The sequence below is a fragment of the Xanthomonas sp. 3075 genome (genome assembly GCF_014197275.1).
Lineage (GTDB): Bacteria > Pseudomonadota > Gammaproteobacteria > Xanthomonadales > Xanthomonadaceae > Xanthomonas > Xanthomonas campestris_B.
This window is the reverse complement of sequence record NZ_JACIFI010000005.1, coordinates 72,970-88,931: the sequence shown is the minus strand read 5'-3', so window position 1 is coordinate 88,931 and position 15,962 is coordinate 72,970. Positions and strand designations below refer to the sequence as shown.

The 15,962-nt window shown below is 62.9% G+C and carries 12 protein-coding genes; 4 read left to right on the top strand and 8 right to left on the bottom strand.

The window, feature by feature from the left end; translation table 11 throughout:
• Positions 1–18: 18 nt before the first annotated feature.
• Both GGR62_RS06500 and GGR62_RS06495 read right to left on the bottom strand, forming a co-directional pair.
• Positions 19–2,493 carry an acyl-CoA dehydrogenase gene (locus GGR62_RS06500; protein ID WP_184407110.1) on the bottom strand — a complete coding sequence of 825 codons (2,475 nt, stop codon included), beginning with the start codon at positions 2,491–2,493 and terminating at the stop codon, positions 19–21.
• Complete coding sequence (locus GGR62_RS06495) at positions 2,490–3,413, bottom strand: alpha/beta hydrolase (protein ID WP_184407109.1); 924 nt, start codon at positions 3,411–3,413, stop codon at positions 2,490–2,492. Before GGR62_RS06495 ends, GGR62_RS06500 begins: the two co-directional genes overlap by 4 nt.
• Before the next feature lie 136 nt (positions 3,414–3,549).
• On the opposite strand from GGR62_RS06495, the gene GGR62_RS06490 reads away from it, so the two are divergent.
• Entirely contained in the window at positions 3,550–4,158 is a 609-nt protein-coding gene (locus tag GGR62_RS06490; RefSeq protein WP_184407108.1) for a TetR/AcrR family transcriptional regulator, read from the top strand.
• A 108-nt stretch (positions 4,159–4,266) separates the two neighbouring features.
• Here the strand turns inward: GGR62_RS06490 and GGR62_RS06485 are convergent, their stop codons facing one another.
• The 3 genes from GGR62_RS06485 to GGR62_RS06475 form a co-directional block, all read right to left on the bottom strand.
• Positions 4,267–7,176: a TonB-dependent receptor gene (locus GGR62_RS06485; protein ID WP_184407107.1), complete on the bottom strand. Its 2,910-nt coding sequence runs from the start codon at positions 7,174–7,176 to the stop codon at positions 4,267–4,269.
• 244 nt (positions 7,177–7,420) lie between these two features.
• Positions 7,421–8,257, bottom strand: a complete 837-nt coding sequence (locus GGR62_RS06480) for a hypothetical protein (protein ID WP_184407106.1) — start codon at positions 8,255–8,257, stop codon at positions 7,421–7,423.
• A 151-nt stretch (positions 8,258–8,408) separates the two neighbouring features.
• Positions 8,409–9,299, bottom strand: a complete 891-nt coding sequence (locus GGR62_RS06475; protein ID WP_184407105.1) for an Hsp33 family molecular chaperone HslO — start codon at positions 9,297–9,299, stop codon at positions 8,409–8,411.
• Positions 9,300–9,373: 74 nt separating this feature from the next.
• Between GGR62_RS06475 and mtgA the strand changes: the two genes are divergently transcribed.
• From mtgA to GGR62_RS06460, 3 genes are read left to right on the top strand one after another with little or no spacing between them, the layout of a single operon-like run.
• Positions 9,374–10,111, top strand: coding sequence for a monofunctional biosynthetic peptidoglycan transglycosylase (gene mtgA / locus GGR62_RS06470; RefSeq protein WP_184407104.1), 738 nt, complete (start codon positions 9,374–9,376; stop codon positions 10,109–10,111).
• Between the two features lie 2 nt (positions 10,112–10,113).
• On the top strand, positions 10,114–11,160 hold the full coding sequence (locus tag GGR62_RS06465; RefSeq protein WP_184407220.1) for a glycosyltransferase family 2 protein: 1,047 nt from the start codon (positions 10,114–10,116) through the stop codon (positions 11,158–11,160).
• Positions 11,120–11,548, top strand: a complete 429-nt coding sequence (locus GGR62_RS06460) for a CBS domain-containing protein (RefSeq protein ID WP_184407103.1) — start codon at positions 11,120–11,122, stop codon at positions 11,546–11,548. The genes GGR62_RS06465 and GGR62_RS06460 overlap by 41 nt, the downstream gene beginning before the upstream one ends.
• Before the next feature lie 16 nt (positions 11,549–11,564).
• On the opposite strand, the gene GGR62_RS06455 is transcribed toward GGR62_RS06460, so the two are convergent.
• From GGR62_RS06455 to GGR62_RS06445, 3 genes are all read right to left on the bottom strand, one after another.
• Positions 11,565–13,511 (bottom strand): AsmA family protein, encoded by a 1,947-nt coding sequence (locus GGR62_RS06455; protein ID WP_184407102.1) that lies wholly within the window; start codon positions 13,509–13,511, stop codon positions 11,565–11,567.
• Positions 13,512–13,583: 72 nt separating this feature from the next.
• Positions 13,584–14,228, bottom strand: coding sequence for a hemolysin III family protein (locus tag GGR62_RS06450; RefSeq protein WP_184407101.1), 645 nt, complete (start codon positions 14,226–14,228; stop codon positions 13,584–13,586).
• Positions 14,229–14,303: 75 nt separating this feature from the next.
• Entirely contained in the window at positions 14,304–15,908 is a 1,605-nt protein-coding gene (locus tag GGR62_RS06445) for a peptide chain release factor 3 (RefSeq protein ID WP_184407100.1), read from the bottom strand.
• Between the last annotated feature and the right edge of the window lie 54 nt (positions 15,909–15,962).

Sequence of the window (15,962 nt, the reverse complement as noted above, 5' to 3'; positions counted from 1 at the left end):
GCGAGGTGTGTCGCTTGCTCAGGCCGCTTCGCGCGGCTGCTGGGCCTGTGGCTTGTCGTAGAAGCTCGCCGCACGCAGCTCGTGCGGATCGAAGTCGTCCACGGTGATGGTGTCCATCATGATCTCGCGCAACTCTTCCAGTTGCTTGCGCTCGTCGATGGTGATCACGCCTTCGGCCACGGCCTCGTCCAGCTGCGCAGTGAAATCCAGTGCCTCGATGCCCTTGGTCTTGAGTGCCTTGAGGAACTTGCGCTCCACCGGCTCGGCCAGCACGGCCTTGGCCAGATAGCTGGCGATACGTCCGCCCGGATTGTTGGCGCACGGGGTCAGGAACACGCCCTGGGCCAGGCGGTCGCGCGCTTCGCTCGGTGTCATCAGGATCGATGCCACGCGGTGCCCCAGGCGGTCGCCCGGCGCTTCGGCACGACGGCCCAGCGGGAAGATCAGCACCCACATCAACCAGCCCACCGGCCGGATCGGGAAGTTGCGCAGCGCCGCGGAAAGCGCGGTTTCGATCTTGTGCACGCTGTCGTGGAACGCCCAGGCCAGCAGTGGCTGGTCGGTCGCTGGCGCGCCCTCGTCGTGATAGCGCTTGAGCATCGCGCTGGTCAGGTAGATGTGGCTCAGCACATCGCCCAGACGGCCGGACAGCGATTCCTTGAACTTGAGCTTGCCGCCGAGCATCAGCATCGACACGTCGGCCATCAGCGCCAGGTTGGCCGAATACCGATCCAGCTTGCGGAAGAAGCGACGCGTGTACGCATCGCCTGGCGCCGCACCGATGCGCGCACCGGTCAGACCGAACCAGAATGAACGCACCGCGTTGGAAATGCCGAAGCGGATATGCCCGAACAGGCTCTGGTCGAACTCCTCCAGGCCACGACGCGTATCCGGATCCTGCGCCGCCTTCATTTCCTTCATCACCCACGGATGGCACAGGATCGCGCCCTGGCCGAAGATCAGCAGGCTGCGGGTCATGATGTTGGCGCCTTCCACGGTCACGCCGATCGGCGCAGCCTGCCAGGCACGGCCGGCGAAATTGCGTGGCCCCAGGATGATGCCCTTGCCGCCGATCACATCCATCATGTCGCTGACCACTTCGCGGCCCATGGTGGTGCAGTGATACTTGGCGATCGCCGATGGCACCGACGGCACATCGCCGCGATCCACCGCCGCAGCGGTGGCCTGCGACAACGCGCTGATCGCGTAGGCCTTGCCACCGATGCGCGCGAGCGCTTCTTCCACGCCTTCGAAACGGCCGATCGACAGACCGAACTGCTTGCGGATGCGTGCATACGCACCAGTCACCACCGCAGCGTACTTGCCGCCGCCGCTGGCGGTAGAAGGCAGGGTGATCGAACGGCCCACCGCCAGGCACTCGTTGAGCATGTTCCAGCCCTTGCCGACCATTTCCACGCCGCCAATCAACTGGCTCAGCGGGATGAACACTTCCTCGCCATGGATCGGGCCGTTCTGGAACGGCGAATTGAGCGGGAAATGGCGACGGCCGATTTCCACGCCGGGGGTCTCGCGCGGCAGCAGCGCCAGGGTGATGCCGATGTCCTTCTTGTCGCCGATCAGGCCATCCGGATCGTAGGCGCGAAACGCCAGGCCGATCAGCGAGGCGACCGGTGCCAGGGTGATATAGCGCTTGTCGAAGGTCAGCTTGACGCCGAGCACGTTGGCGCCATTCCACTCGCCCTTGCAGACGATGCCGTAGTCCGGGATCGAGGTCGCATCCGAACCGGCGAACGGGCCGGTCAGACCGAAACACGGCACCTCGGCACCGACCGCCAGGCGCGGCAGGTAATAGTCTTTCTGTTCCGGCGTGCCGTAATGCAGCAGCAGTTCACCCGGCCCGAGCGAGTTCGGCACACCGACGGTGGAGCTGACCACGCTGGAGATCGAGGACAGCTTCTGGATCACCTTGTGATGCGCCAGCGCGCTGAAACCCAGGCCGCCGTACTGCTTGGGAATGATCATGCCGAAGAACTTGTTCTTCTTGATGTAGTCCCATAATTCGGGCGGCAGATCGGCGTGGACATGGGTGATTTCCCAGTCGTTGACCATCTTGCACAGCTCTTCGACCGGGCCGTCCAGGAACGCCTGCTCTTCGGCGGTCAGTTGCGGCTTGGGATAGTTGAGCAGCTTCTGCCAGTCCGGGTCGCCGGTGAACAGTTCGCCTTCGAAGCCCACCGACCCGGTTTCCAGCGCGATGCGCTCGGTCTGCGACAGCGGCGGCAGCACCTTGCGGAAGAAGCTCATCAACGGCGTGGTCAGCAGCGGCTTGCGCAGGAACGGCAACAGCACCGGTGCGGACACCAGCACCACCAGCGCGGCGGCGACGATGGTTGCGGTGAGGTTGGCACCCAGCAGCCAGCAGGCCACCAGCACGCAGGCGCTCAGTGCAACCCAGGTGGCAAGGCGCATACGGTGATAGGCAGCGATGCCCGCCGCCAGGATGACGAGGAGGAACGGTGCAACGATGCTCATGGTCTTGCTCCAGTGACATGCTCGGTGATGTTGGACGCTGCGATGGTGCCAACCGGGGGCAGTGCGTCCAGATAATGCAACACGGTTGCGGTAAAGGTGGTGTTGTCGTCGCCTGCCAGCATGTGCGTGGCCTCGGGCAGGTGCACGTGCTGCGCATGCGGGGCGATCGACAGGAATTCGGTGATGTTTGCCGGCGTCACAAGATCGCTGCGCCCGCCGCTGATCAACAGCATCGGGCAGCGCACCTGCGCGGCGGCGTCCAGCAATGCCTGCTGCTGCGTGTGGGGATCCTGTCCCGCCAGTTCGTCGACCAGGCGCGGGTCCCAATGCCAGAGCCAACGGCCGTCGGTGCGTTGCCGCAGCAGTCCCTGCAATTGACTGGGCGTCTTGCGCGGCCGATGCGGCAGGTAAGCGGCAATGGCGTCGGCAGCGACATCCAGCGACGCGAATCCATCCGGGTGCGCGGTCATGAAGCGCAGGATCCGCTCCACGCCAGCGGTATCCCAACGCGGGGTGATATCGACCAGCACGATCGCGCGAAACAGGCCAGGCCAGCGCGCTTCTGCGAGCAGGCCGAACAAACCGCCCATCGACGCGGCGACCAGCACTGGCGGCTCGGCTTGCTCGCCCGCCAAGACGATCAGGTCATCGGTGAATTGCATGGGCGAGTAGGGCAGATCCATGGCATTGACGCTTGAATCCCCGTGCCCGCGTGCGTCGTAGGACAACGCGCGATAGCCCGCCTCCGCCAGCATCGCCGCCGAGGCTTCCCACGCCAAGTGCGTCTGTCCCAACCCATGCGCGAACACGACCGTCGGCGCGTTGTCTTCGCCACGCACCGACACCGCAAGTACAGCGTCGCCAGCGCGAACACTGGTCACGGATGCAGTCTGGGCGAGGCTAGAACGAGAGGTGACCATACCTAATGGTATGGATATGCGGCGGCCGCTGTCAATACTCAGTGGTATGGATGGTTAAGGCGCGCGATCGCGGCGATTGTGCCTACGTTGGGTAATGCGTACTGCAACTGCCTCAAGCGTATGGTTAAATCGTTCCATGAACGACACTACCGACTCCAGCGTCACCACGCCCCGCGCCAGTTCCGGTCGCGGCAACCGCCTCAGCGCGGACGACTGGGCACAGGCCGCGCTGGATCTGATCGCCGAACAAGGCGTCGGCGCCGTTGCGGTCGAACCGCTGGCGCGCCGTCTGGGCGTCACCAAAGGCAGTTTCTACTGGCATTTCCCCTCGCGCGATGCGCTGCTGCAGGCCGCTCTGGAACGTTGGGAGATCTTCGAGCAGAAGGAAGTGTTCGGCAGCCTGGAAGACGTGCCCGATCCCAGCGCCCGTCTACGCGCCTTGTTCCAACTGGTGGCGCATGAGGTCAAGCCGCACGTGATCTACAGCGAACTGCTCAAGGCGCTCGATCACCCAGCCGTGCGCCCGGTCATCGACCGCGTCTCGCAACGCCGCCTCGATTATTTGATTGCCTCATTTCGCCAGGCCGGCCTGACCCGCACCGACGCCCAACACCGCGCCCGCCTGGCCTACGCCGCCTACGTTGGCTTCCTGCAACTTTCGCTGCAACTGCAGCAACCCAAGCAGGCCCGCGAAGACTTCGAAGCCTACGTGGAGCATGTGATTCAGACGTTGATTCCGGGGTAGGGTGCAGTGGCATCGGATTGCTGTATTGGTGAAGCTCGATTTTGCGCTAGACATAAAAAAAGCGGGCCGGAAATCGGCCCGCTTTTTTTGATTTGTAAAGCCAGTTGATCAGAACGAGAAAGTTACGCCCAATGTGTAAAAGCGGCCAATCGCGTCGTAGAAGTTCGGGAACGTGTTGCCACTGTTTTCAGCAGTGTCACCAATGGTATTGCCGACGACCGGCGCCTTCTTGTCCATCAGGTTGGCCACGGACAGATTGACTTCCGCATTGAACGGCAGCTTGTAGTTGACGCCGAAGTCAAAATAGCTGTACGACGGAATTTTACTGTAGCTGGCAAACCACGTGCCGGTGTTCGGCTCAACTTCCATCTTGCTGTTGTAGCGCCAAGCCAGCGAGACGGATAGATCGTTGTAGGACCAGCTGGAGCGCAGAATCGAACGATACTTGGAGTTGGGCGTACAGCTGACGCTGTAGTGTCCCAAGCAGTCGCGATTTTCAGACTCAGGCGTGGCTTGGGATTCCAGTGTGGTCACCAACGTCGCGTCGTAAGCCAGATTCAGGCGGCCCATGGTGCCGGGCAGATCAAAGCCATACTTGAGACCAAGATCAAAGCCGTCAGTCTTCAGTGTGCCTTGGTTGCTAAGGATCAGCGAAATGCCAGGAGACGTCGTGCCGTTGAATGTCCCGGTCAGCGGTGAGCGGCCAATCAACGCGCAATTGCTGTTGAAGCCCAGGCCCGGATTGAGCGCCGGATCGTAGCAACCGGAGATCACGTCGTCGACGCTCTGGGAGGAGATGGTCTTTTCCATCTCGATCTTCCAATAGTCCAGCGTCATTGCGAAGTTCGATGTGGGATTCCAGACCAGGCCGATTGTCTGCGTATCGGCTTGCTCAGGTTCCAACAGCGTGTTGCCACCACTGAGAATGTTGACCTGCCCAGCATTGGGCTGGGCGACCAGACCCGCAGAGCCTGCCGGGACGCCGGTTTGGACGCACAGGTTGGACAGCGTTCCAGGTGTGTTGGCTTGCGCGGCGCTGATTGCACCGCCAGCACACGGGTCGGTATCCAGGTTGCCTAGACCGGTCACTTGTGGAGCGAACAATTCACCAATGCCAGGCGCGCGATTGGCTCGCTGGAACATGCCGCGGAAGCGCAAGCTTTCGATAGGTGCCCAGTTCAGGCCGTACTTAAAGCTCCCGTACTCGTCGCCCGTGCTGGCTTTGGTCTTGAAGTCTGAGTAGCGGTAGCCGGCTTCGAGCGACAGCGCGTAGAAACCGGGGGCGTTATTGACCAACGGGATGATGAATTCACCGAACGCTTCATTGATCGTGAAGCCACCCTGGCGGTCTGGTACCGGTGCGCCGGTGCCCATGACTTCGCCCTGAATCTGCGAAGGGCCATCCGAACGCGTGCCGGCTGTTGCACGGCGATGTTCTGCGCCCACGGCGACGCCGATCGGATAATCCGCCCAGGGGCTCTTGAATTCGCCAAGGTCGCCAGAGAAATTCAACGCTGCGTTGTCTTGCTCGACGTTCTGGATCGAGAAGGCGCTCAAGTTGATAAAGTTGAGCGCTTCTTGTGAGACGGAACCTTCGGGACCCCAGATATTGAGCGGTACGCATCCATTGCTAGGATCGACGCAGGTAGTGCCGTCAAGGGACATCAATGCTTGGCGGGTCTTTGACAAAGAGCCCCAGTTGCGTGATTCGGCTAACCGCTCGGATTCGCCATGCGACCAAAACGCGTCGTATTTCCAGCTGTCGGTAATTGCGCCACGCAGGCCTGCGGTTACCTGGAACGTCTTTGTATCAAAGCGGTTTATACGTGGGCCCAGCTCAGTCAGGCGACGTCCGACCGTCAGACCTTCGATCATGGTGGCGTTGCCCGGAACACAGTTGGCTGCGTCAATACCATAGGCCTGACAGAGCTGTTGGCGTGCAGGCTCCGGTATCAACGGATTTCCAATCGGCATATCAAATGCCTCTTGAAACAGACCAGTCGGTGCCAAGGATGCTTCAACGCGCGAACGGGTGTAGTTCACCTGCCCATAGGCTTCAGCATGTTCGTTAATTTCGTAACGACCCAAGGCCGTTGCTTGATAACGATCGAGCCCGGTCTGGAAAAGATTGACCGGATTGAAGTTATAAGTCTGGACGTTGTTGACGATTTGACCGGTCGTTGGGTCGATCTGGCCGCGGCCGTCTAAGGTGCCGTCTTCGCCAGGCGAGCCCCAGACGCCCGGAGGGCCAGCAATGAGCGAAGGAACGGTCGTGCCAGACCCTTGTGGATTGCCGCTGCCGGATGAGCGCGAAACACCGCCCCATGCACGATCGCCCTGGAAAACCGGGTCAACCTTGGTGTGGCCAACACTGAAAACTACGTTTCCTTTCCCATCGGCCGAATTGGCACCCATCGTGGCTTCGATGCGCTGACGAGCGCCATCGCCATACTTGGATTGCCCATAAGAACTCTGGACCTCCACGCCTTCGAAATCACGACGCAGAATGAAATTTGCGACGCCGGAGATGGCATCGGCGCCGTAAACCACCGAAGCGCCACCGGTCAGCAGATCGACGCTCTGGATCAATGCCACCGGGATCGTATTGGTATCGACCACGCCGGACAGATCGTAGGGCACGGGGCGACGGCCATCGACCAGGACGAGCGTGCGGTTTGATCCGAGGCCACGCAAATCGAGTTCTGCAGCGCCGGTAGCGCCGTTATTGGTGCCTGGTCCAACAGTTGGCGACACGTTCGGTAGCTGCTTTACGAACTCTTCCACCGAGACCGGTTGCGTGCGCATGAATTCTTCGCGCTCGATACTGGTAACCGGGCTGCTTGTGGTCAGGCCTGGTGTTGAAATACGGCTGCCGGTAACCGTGATTGTGTCAAGCGTAGCTGCTTCATCCGCGGGTTTGCTCTGTGCAATTGCGGATGACGACAGGGCAACGTTTCCGGTGCCTAACACGAGCGCGAAGACGACGGCATCGCGCAGTTTGTTGGACTTGAAATTCATCGGGCTCTCTCTCTCCAAGTGATCTTGGGTACTGCCAAGGGTTGTTTGCCTGTCGGGGGGTCCGAAAGAAGCGGATCCAAAACGTCAGGGTGAACCGATGGTATATGCGTTGCGCAGGAAATTAAAGTCCCGTTAATGAAAAAGAAGAAACCTGTGAAGAACGGTGTGCTAAGCGAGCCCTACAACGAAAAACGCCACCGACTGGAAGCCGGTGGCGTCTAAAGAACCTCGTCATTTCAGCGAGTTACAGGTCCTGTTCGTACCTGACGTATGGAACCGTTCCATCGCTGTTGCTTTCGTTGTTCGGGGCAAACGGGTTCTTGCCGCGCGAGATCACGTTCTCGGCGCCGACCGTCAACTGGCCGCTCCAGGGAGTCCGCCAGGTCAGGCCCAGCCCCAGGCCTTCCCATTTTTCGGGTTGGCCGGGAACGTCAACGACCCGGCCAATGACGTTTGCGCTGAAAGCGCCGTAGCCGCCACCGACGCTGAGGGTCTTGCTGTCCCACTGGTCGGCGATCGCCGGCGAGACATCGGCCAGCGGCACCAAGCGTGCGCGGGCGTAAGTGCCGCCGATCGAGACAAAGCCTTCGCGGCCGATATTCTTCTGGCCGAACACGGTCAGGTCGTTCTGCTCGACGCGGGTCAGCGGGGCCTTGCCGCCGCCCACCAACCAGGCCGGCAGGGTATCGCGGCCAGCGCCGGCGGTGACACCAGCGCGGGCGCCGCCACGGTTAAAACCCACCGTGGCCGAGACACGGCGCGAGGCAGCGGCGCTGTCTTCTTCGTCATCGCCGATTCCTGCGAGCAGGCAATGGCTGGCAAGGCCGCTGATGTTGGTGCCACGGCTGCTGTTGCAGAGCAGGCCGAGCGAGTCGCCCGACGTCAGGCCGAAGGCAGCATCCAGCGAGTTCCGTCCAAAGTGCCAGCGTGCCCCGGCCTTTTGTTCGCCCGTGGGCTCCAGATACAGGAACGCCTCTACCTTGCCGCTGCCCTTGTTCCACACCGGCAGGATCGTGCTCTCGCGCAGTTGCTGCGATGCCGTCTGCGCGCGCACGCCCGCAGTTGCCGCAAGGGCAACCATCAGAGCAAGCGGGAGGCACAGTAGGTGTCGCATACCAGAGTCAGACCCAGGGGGCAGTTGTTAAGTTCCCGAGAGCGGGCAAGGCAGATGCTAGGGTGTTTATGATTATTTAACAAGCGCCCCCGCTCCCCCAAAATGCCCGAAATCCTATCTATTGCAACCTTTCCGGCGCTTCTTGCAACGACTGGGGGGCGCTGAAAAGTACCTCCAGTTCAGTCAATGGGAAGTGATACTCACGCCCACAGAACTCGCAGCGCACCTCGACCTCGCCGGTGGCCTCGGCGGCTGCCCGGGCCTCTTCCTCGCCCAGGGACTGCAACATCGAGGCGACCCGTTCGCGCGAGCAGGAGCAGCCAAAGCTGAGCGGCCTGTCGCCGAGCAGCTGAGGGTCTTCTTCGTGGAACAATCGGTGCAGCAGGTCGTTCCCGGCGACCGAGAGCAGTTCCGGTGCTCCCAGGGTGTCGAACAGGGCACCGATGCGGGTCCAGCCGTCGTTGTCGCCTTCGTCGCCAGGCAGCTTCTGCAGCAGCAGGCCGGCGGCCTGGTCGGGGCCTGCGGCCAGCAGCAGGCGGGTCGGCAACTGTTCGGACTGGTGGAAATAGGTCTCGAAGGCTTCGGCCAGATCCGGGGACTGCATGCCGACCAGGCTCTGGTAGCGCTGCGGTTCGCGCGGGTCCAGGCCGGGATTCTCGATGGTGATCGCCAGCAGGGCGGCGTCGCCGAGCTCGCGCAGGTCGGTCGGGGCGTCGGCGCCGTCGGCCAGCTGCACGATACCGCGCAAGGTGCCGGCGGCGGTGCATTCGGCGAACAGGGTGCGCAGCGTCTGGTTGCCGCGCAATTGGACCGACAGACGCCCATCGACCTTGGTGTGGCCGGTGAACAGGGCCGCAGCCACCGCCGCCTCGCCGAGCAACTGGCGTGCGGCCGGCGGGTAGTCGGCGGCCCCCTGGATGTCGTGCCAGGCCTGGGTCAGGCGCACATGGACACCGCGCACGCCAGCGGCGGGCAACAGGAAACGGGAAAGCTGATCGTGATCGGTCATGGAAACATCGGACGTAAGGGACGCCGGTTGCCGGATAATGCGGCAGGCATCGGGATGAAAGGTCGTAGCGAACAATGGGGACGGTTGCATTGGATGGCAAGCAGGTGGCGCCACCGCGGCGCAGGCGTTGGCTGCCCTGGATATTGGCGGCACCGCTGCTGTTCGCGGCTGCGAGCGTGTTGCAGGTGCTGGTGTTGCGGGTGGTCGATCCGCCGATCAGCAGCATGATGGTGGCACGCTATCTGGAAGCCTGGGGCGAAGGCGACTGGAGCTTTTCGCTGCACCAGCAATGGCGCGATTACGACAAGATCGCCGCCAGCCTGCCGATTTCGGTGGTGGCTGCGGAAGATCAGCAGTTTCCGCTGCATCACGGCTTCGATCTGCAGGCCATCGAGAAGGCGCGCGATCACAACGCCCGTGGCGGGCGGGTGCGTGGAGCCAGCACGATCAGCCAGCAGGTCGCCAAGAATGTGTTCCTGTGGCAGGGCCGCAGTTGGGTGCGCAAGGGCCTGGAGGCCTGGTACACGGTACTGATCGAGTGGCTGTGGCCAAAGCAGCGGATCCTGGAGATGTATCTCAACGTGGCCGAATTCGGCGATGGGGTGTATGGCGCGCAAGCCGCTGCCCGGCAGTTCTGGGGCAAGGATGCGGCAGGGTTATCGCCGGGCGAATCAGCGCGTCTGGCGGCGGTGTTGCCTTCGCCACGGCGCTATGACGCACGCCGGCCGGGCGCATACGTGCAGCGGCGCGCCGCGTGGATTCAGCGCCAGGCCCGCCAGTTGGGCGGCGCTGCGTATCTGCAGGCGCCGTGAGCGTGCACGCGCCCGACCTGGTGCCATCGCTGGCTGCCGCAGAGCGCCTCACGGTGGTCATTGCGGCCTATAACGAAGAAACCAGCATTCCGCTGCTGCATCCGCGTCTGTGTGCAGTATTGGCGCAGCTCAGTGGATTGCAGACGCACGTGTTGTATGTGGACGATGGCAGTATCGATGGCACCTGGGCGCTGTTGCAGGCACTTGCCGATGACGATGCGCAGGTGAGCGCCGTGCGGCTGTCGCGCAATTTCGGCAAGGAGGTGGCCATTTCTGCAGGCCTGGATCATGTGCTGCCGGGCGCGGTGATGCTGCTCGATGCCGACGGGCAGGATCCGCCCGAGCTGATTCCCGAGTTCGTCGCATTGTGGCGTGCCGGCTACGACAACATCTTTGGCACGCGGGTGTTTCGTGAGGGCGAAAGCTGGATGAAGCGCGGTTCTGCGCACGTGTTCTATCGGGTCATCGGACAGCTGTCGCGTACGCCGATTCCAGCCGACAGCGGCGATTTCCGGTTGTTGTCGCCGCGCGTGGTGCAGGCGCTGCAGCAGTTGCGCGAGCGCCACCGCTTTATGAAGGGGCTGTTCGGTTGGGTCGGGTTTCGCCAGGTCGCCGTGCCGTACCGGCGTGCGCCGCGCCTGTCCGGGGGCAGCAAGTTCACGGCTTGGCGGCTATGGAACCTGGCGCTGGATGGCATCACCAGTTTTTCCACGGTGCCGCTGCGCGTGGCGACGTATCTGGGGTTGTTCACCGCAGTGGTGGCGTTGCTGTTCGGTGCCTGGGTGGTGATCAAGGCGGCGCTGATCGGCGACCCGGTTGCAGGTTGGCCGACCATGATGTCGGTGATCCTGTTTCTGGGCGGTATCCAGCTGATTGCCCTGGGGTTGATCGGCGAGTATCTGGGCCGGTTGTATGACGAAGCCAAGCAGCGCCCGCTGTATCTGGTCGATACCCACCGTGGCGCAGTGGGAGTAGTCTGCGATCACCAGACCAAGCGCGGAGCGGGCCATGCAGACCGTACGACAGCTGTTGGGGACCAAACAGGTTGAGGTATTTGCGGTTGCGGCCGACGCCGCGGTGATCGAAGCCGTCCGTTTGATGGCCGAAAAGGGCATCGGTGCGGTGCTGGTCATGGACGGGCCACGTTTGGTCGGCATCGTCTCCGAGCGCGATTACGCGCGCAAGGTGGTGCTGCGCGATCGCGCCTCTTCGACCACCAGCGTCGCCGAGATCATGAGCGCCGAGGTGGTGACAGTGTCGCCCTCCGATACCGTGGAGCGCTGCATGCAATTGATGACCGATGGGCGCTTCCGGCATTTGCCGGTGATGGAAAATGGCCGGGTGCAGGGCGTCATTTCCATCGGCGATCTGGTCAAGGCGGTGATCGAGAACCAGCAGCGCGATATCGATCAACTGCAGCGCTACATCGCCAGCTGAGGCCGCCGCGCCGGCCTCACTTGGCGTACTTGCCTCCGCAATCGCTATCCTTGCCCGGGCCCATTTCGAAGGTCGCCAGCAAGGCGGCGGGCGGGGCGATCAGGCCCAGGCCGATCGCAATCGCGCCACGGATGCCGAGCGCCTTGTAGTCGGGGTGGAAGGACGGGTCCTTGAAGGTTCCGCCAACGCGTAATGGCGAACGCAAGCTGAGAATGCTGTGGTCCTTCGGGCGCGGGCGCAGCAACAGGTCCAGGGTCTCGTTCTTCAGGCTGATGGAGCCCTCGCCGACGATGATGGTGTCGGTGGTGTCGAAGGCCAGTGCGCGCGACTGCATCAGCCCGTCCTTGACTCCGAAATCGCCAAACATGCAGCGCACCGGAATCTGCCGATCGGCCACGAACAGGTATTTCAACGACTCGGCGATATCCAGACCGGCCAACTCCATGATGAGGTTGCCGACATGACCGCGGCCCATGCCGACGCCGATCGTGCCGTCGGCGGTGCCGAGCATCGCGGCGATCGAATTGCCGCGTCCGCGCAGATCCAATGCGCCGCCGATTGCGCCCGAGGCTTGTTTTGCGAGCGCTTTGTCGGGAAACAGCTGGTCCAGCCGGATGCCACGGATACCGGCTTTGAGCTGGGTAGTGATGACCTGGTTGCGCGCGTCCATGCGGATGGTGGAACGGATATCGCCGCCGGCAACGCCGAAGTTGAGCGGATCCAGTTGCAACAGGCCGTCTTTCAATGTCAGCGAGGCATCCATGTCGTCCAGCGGCCACGATGGTGCATTGATGCGCTGCGCGCGCCAGCGTACCTGTGCATCCATCGCGCGCAGCTTGGACAAGTCGTAAGGTGTGGTGGGCAGCACGCGCGCGCTCGCAGCGAGTTTTGCAGCCTGTTTTTTCTGCTCGGCATTTGCCGATTCGTTTGCGCCGGTCTTCGGTGGCGCGCCGACGAACCCTGCCAGGTCGTCGAAATCCAGGCGCTTTGATGCCAGGTCCGCACGCAGGAACGGGCGCTTGTTGCGCAGGTCCACCTCGGCAGTGCCGGCCAGGTCGCTGTCCCCAGCGGTGCCGGTGAACTTTTCGTAGCGCCAGATCTTGCCGTTGCGGCGCAGATGTCCGTCGAGCTTGTACGGCGGCGTCGACGGCATGGCCACGCCGGTCAACGGATACAGGTCCTGCATGTCCTGGCCGCTGAGCGCCATCTGCAGATCGAAGACCTGGAACTGGAAGGGGTTGGTCAAGGTGCCGCGCACGTGCGTGCGGGTGGCGCCTGCACTGGCGCGCAGGTCGATGCGGAAGGGATGTTCGCTCTGGCTCAACTCCAGCGGCGAGGCGGTATTGCCCTTCAGCGTGAAGGGATAGCCTTTCCAGCGGCCCTTGCCATCGATACCGATCGGCGCGGCACGCTGGTCGCTGCTTGGCGGGGCCAGGCTGTTGACGGCCAGGTCGACGTCCGAGCGGTTGGCGGCATCGATGTACTGCAGGCGCCCGTTGTTCACCAGCAGCCGGCCAAGACGCGGCATCGTGCCGTTGCCATCGTCCTGATCGAACACCCAGTTGCCAGGGTGCGTGTCGTCACCCGCTTCCAGTAAGACCTTCGGATGATCCAGACGAATTTCCGGCAAGCGCACATTGCCGCGCAGCAACGGCCACAACTCGACATCGATCTCGGCGGAATTCAGCTCGGCCATCGGGCCGCGCTTGGACCACGGCGCGTTCGCCAGGCTGAGCCGATTGCCACGGACCGTGGTGGTGCGGCCCAACGTCACATCCAGGTGGCCAAGATGGAATTCGCGCCCGGTCTTGGCGCTGACCATGCGTTCGACCGGACCGCGCAGCCAGTTCCAGTCGAACACCAGCAAGAAAATCACCACGATGGCGACGAGAATGCCAAGTCCGATCAGCCAGCGTCGACGACGCGGTGCGCGGGCGGGCGGTGCAGTAGCTGAGTCGATCATGTTGTTCACACGAGCGATGGTTGGCGATCCCTCGTGCACAGGGTGCGAACGCACCGCACAGCGCACCTCAGCTCACACGACCTGCTCGGTCACCGCAACGAAGTGACAGGCACTGCCGGCGAGCACGAACAGATGCCAGATCGCATGAAAATAGCGTTGGGTGTCGCGCTGGTAGAAATACGTGCCCAGGGTGTAGAAGAGCCCGCCGGCCAGCAGCCAGCAAAGAGACCAGGTATCGACAGAGCGCAGCAACGGCTGGATCGCCACGATGATCAGCCAGCCCATCGCCAGATACAGCACCGTCGACAGCAATCGAAAGCGGCCGGTGAAGAACAGTTTGAAGACCACCCCGGCTGCGGCAATCGTCCAGATGGCGGCAAACAATCCCCAGCCCCAGGGACCGCGCAGATTGATCAGCGTAAACGGCGTGTAGGTGCCGGCGATCAACAGATAGATCGCGCAGTGATCGAGCACCTGCAGGCGCGCCTTCGCGCCAGGATGCGGGATGGCATGGAATAGCGTGGAGGCGACGTAGAGCAGGATCAGGGTGGCGCTGAAGACGATGGAGGTGGCCAATTGCCAGCCATCGCCATAGATGGCCGCCAGGGTGATCAACACCGAGCCGCCGGCCAATGCAGCGATTGCACCCAGGCCGTGCGTCACGGCACTGGCGATTTCGTCGCGCAGGTCAGTGGAGGGGGGAGCGTCTGCGTTCATGGCAAAAAGGTACCGCAACTGCGAGCGATTCGCATCGCCGGCAGTTGCGTTCTCGCGTGGTGGTTCAAGTGGCGGTCAATCGATTGCCTTGGCATGCGCATGTTCGCGCGTGGCAGAGAAGCGCACGTCCGGTGCGCGTTCCTGCGCCAGCTGCAGATTCACCCGGGTCGGTGCCAGATAGACCAGTTGGCCGGCTGCATCGATGCCCAGATTGCCGGCATTTTTCTCGCGGAACTCTTCCAGCTTCTTGGCGTTGTCGCAATGCACCCAGCGCGCGGTGGTGACGCTCACCGGCTCGAAGATCGCATCCACGCCGTATTCGTCCTTGAGCCGGTAGGCCACCACGTCGAACTGCAGCACGCCGACCGCACCCAGGATCAGATCGTTGCTCATCAACGGGCGGAAGAACTGGGTGGCGCCTTCTTCGGACAGCTGCGCCAGGCCCTTTTGCAGCTGCTTGAGCTTGAGCGGGTCGCGCAGGCGCGCGCGGCGGAACAGCTCCGGCGCGAAGTTGGGAATGCCGGTGAACGACAGCGATTCGCCTTCGGTAAAGGTGTCGCCGATGGAGATGGTGCCGTGGTTGTGGATACCGATGACATCGCCCGGCCAGGCTTCGGCGGCGATCTCGCGGTCCGAAGCCATGAAGGTCAGTGCGTTGGCCAGCTTGAGGTCCTTGCCGCTGCGCACGTGCAGCGCCTTCATGCCGGCGGTGAACTTGCCCGAACACACGCGCATGAACGCCACGCGGTCGCGATGCTGCGGGTCCATGTTGGCCTGGATCTTGAAGACGAAGCCGCTGAGCTTGGCTTCGGTGGCCTCGACCCGGCGACCGGTGGTGTCGCGCGCCTGCGGCGGCGGGGCGTGCTCGATGAAGAAATCCAGCAGCGGTTGCACGCCGAAGTTGTTGACGCCCGAGCCGAAGAACACCGGGGTCTGCTGGCCGGCGCGATACGCATCCAGATCGAACGGATTGCTGGCGCCCTGCACCAGCTCCAGTTCGTCGCGCAGCTCGGCCAGCATCTGTGCGCCGATCTTTTCGGCCAGGCCGGGCGCGTCGAGCGACGGGAAGATGGTCGAATCCTGGCGGGTGAAGTTGCGGCCCTGTTCGTACAGGTGCACCTCGCCGGTGATCAGGTGCACCACGCCTTTCAGGCGCTGGCCCATGCCGATCGGCCAGGTCACCGGGGCGCACTGGATGCCGAGCACGGTTTCGACTTCATCCAGCAGGTCGATCGGGTTCTTGCCTTCGCGATCGAGCTTGTTGATGAAGGTCATGATCGGGGTGTCGCGCAGCCGGCAGACTTCCATCAGCTTGATGGTGCGTTCTTCCACGCCCTTGGCGACGTCGATGACCATCAGCGCCGAGTCCACCGCAGTCAGCACCCGGTAGGTGTCCTCGCCGAAGTCGGCGTGGCCGGGGGTGTCGAGCAGGTTGATCACCTTGCCCTCGTACGGGAACTGCATCACCGAGGAGGTGACCGAGATGCCGCGCTCCTTTTCCAGCGCCATCCAGTCCGAGGTGGCGTGGCGGGCGGCCTTGCGGCCCTTGACCGAGCCGGCCATCTGGATCGCGCCGCCGAACAGCAGCAGCTTTTCGGTCAGCGTGGTCTTGCCCGCATCGGGGTGGGAAATGATGGCGAAGGTGCGCCGGCGCGCGGCTTCGTTGGAGACGTCGGACATGGGCTGGGCGCGCCCGGTCGGACGCCTGCGGAAACTGAGGAAGCCGGTGATTAT

Excerpts from the sequence above, each read along its gene's own strand:
- GGR62_RS06445 (WP_184407100.1), bottom strand. The coding sequence starts at position 15,908 with ATGTCCGACGTCTCCAACGAAGCCGCGCGCCGGCGCACCTTCGCCATC.
- GGR62_RS06490 (WP_184407108.1), top strand. The coding sequence starts at position 3,550 with ATGAACGACACTACCGACTCCAGCGTCACCACGCCCCGCGCCAGTTCC.
- mtgA (WP_184407104.1), top strand. The coding sequence starts at position 9,374 with ATGGGGACGGTTGCATTGGATGGCAAGCAGGTGGCGCCACCGCGGCGC.
- GGR62_RS06455 (WP_184407102.1), bottom strand. The coding sequence starts at position 13,511 with ATGATCGACTCAGCTACTGCACCGCCCGCCCGCGCACCGCGTCGTCGA.
- GGR62_RS06460 (WP_184407103.1), top strand. The coding sequence starts at position 11,120 with ATGCAGACCGTACGACAGCTGTTGGGGACCAAACAGGTTGAGGTATTT.
- GGR62_RS06485 (WP_184407107.1), bottom strand. The coding sequence starts at position 7,176 with ATGAATTTCAAGTCCAACAAACTGCGCGATGCCGTCGTCTTCGCGCTC.
- GGR62_RS06495 (WP_184407109.1), bottom strand. The coding sequence starts at position 3,413 with ATGGTCACCTCTCGTTCTAGCCTCGCCCAGACTGCATCCGTGACCAGT.
- GGR62_RS06475 (WP_184407105.1), bottom strand. The coding sequence starts at position 9,299 with ATGACCGATCACGATCAGCTTTCCCGTTTCCTGTTGCCCGCCGCTGGC.
- GGR62_RS06450 (WP_184407101.1), bottom strand. The coding sequence starts at position 14,228 with ATGAACGCAGACGCTCCCCCCTCCACTGACCTGCGCGACGAAATCGCC.
- GGR62_RS06480 (WP_184407106.1), bottom strand. The coding sequence starts at position 8,257 with ATGGTTGCCCTTGCGGCAACTGCGGGCGTGCGCGCGCAGACGGCATCG.
- GGR62_RS06500 (WP_184407110.1), bottom strand. The coding sequence starts at position 2,493 with ATGAGCATCGTTGCACCGTTCCTCCTCGTCATCCTGGCGGCGGGCATC.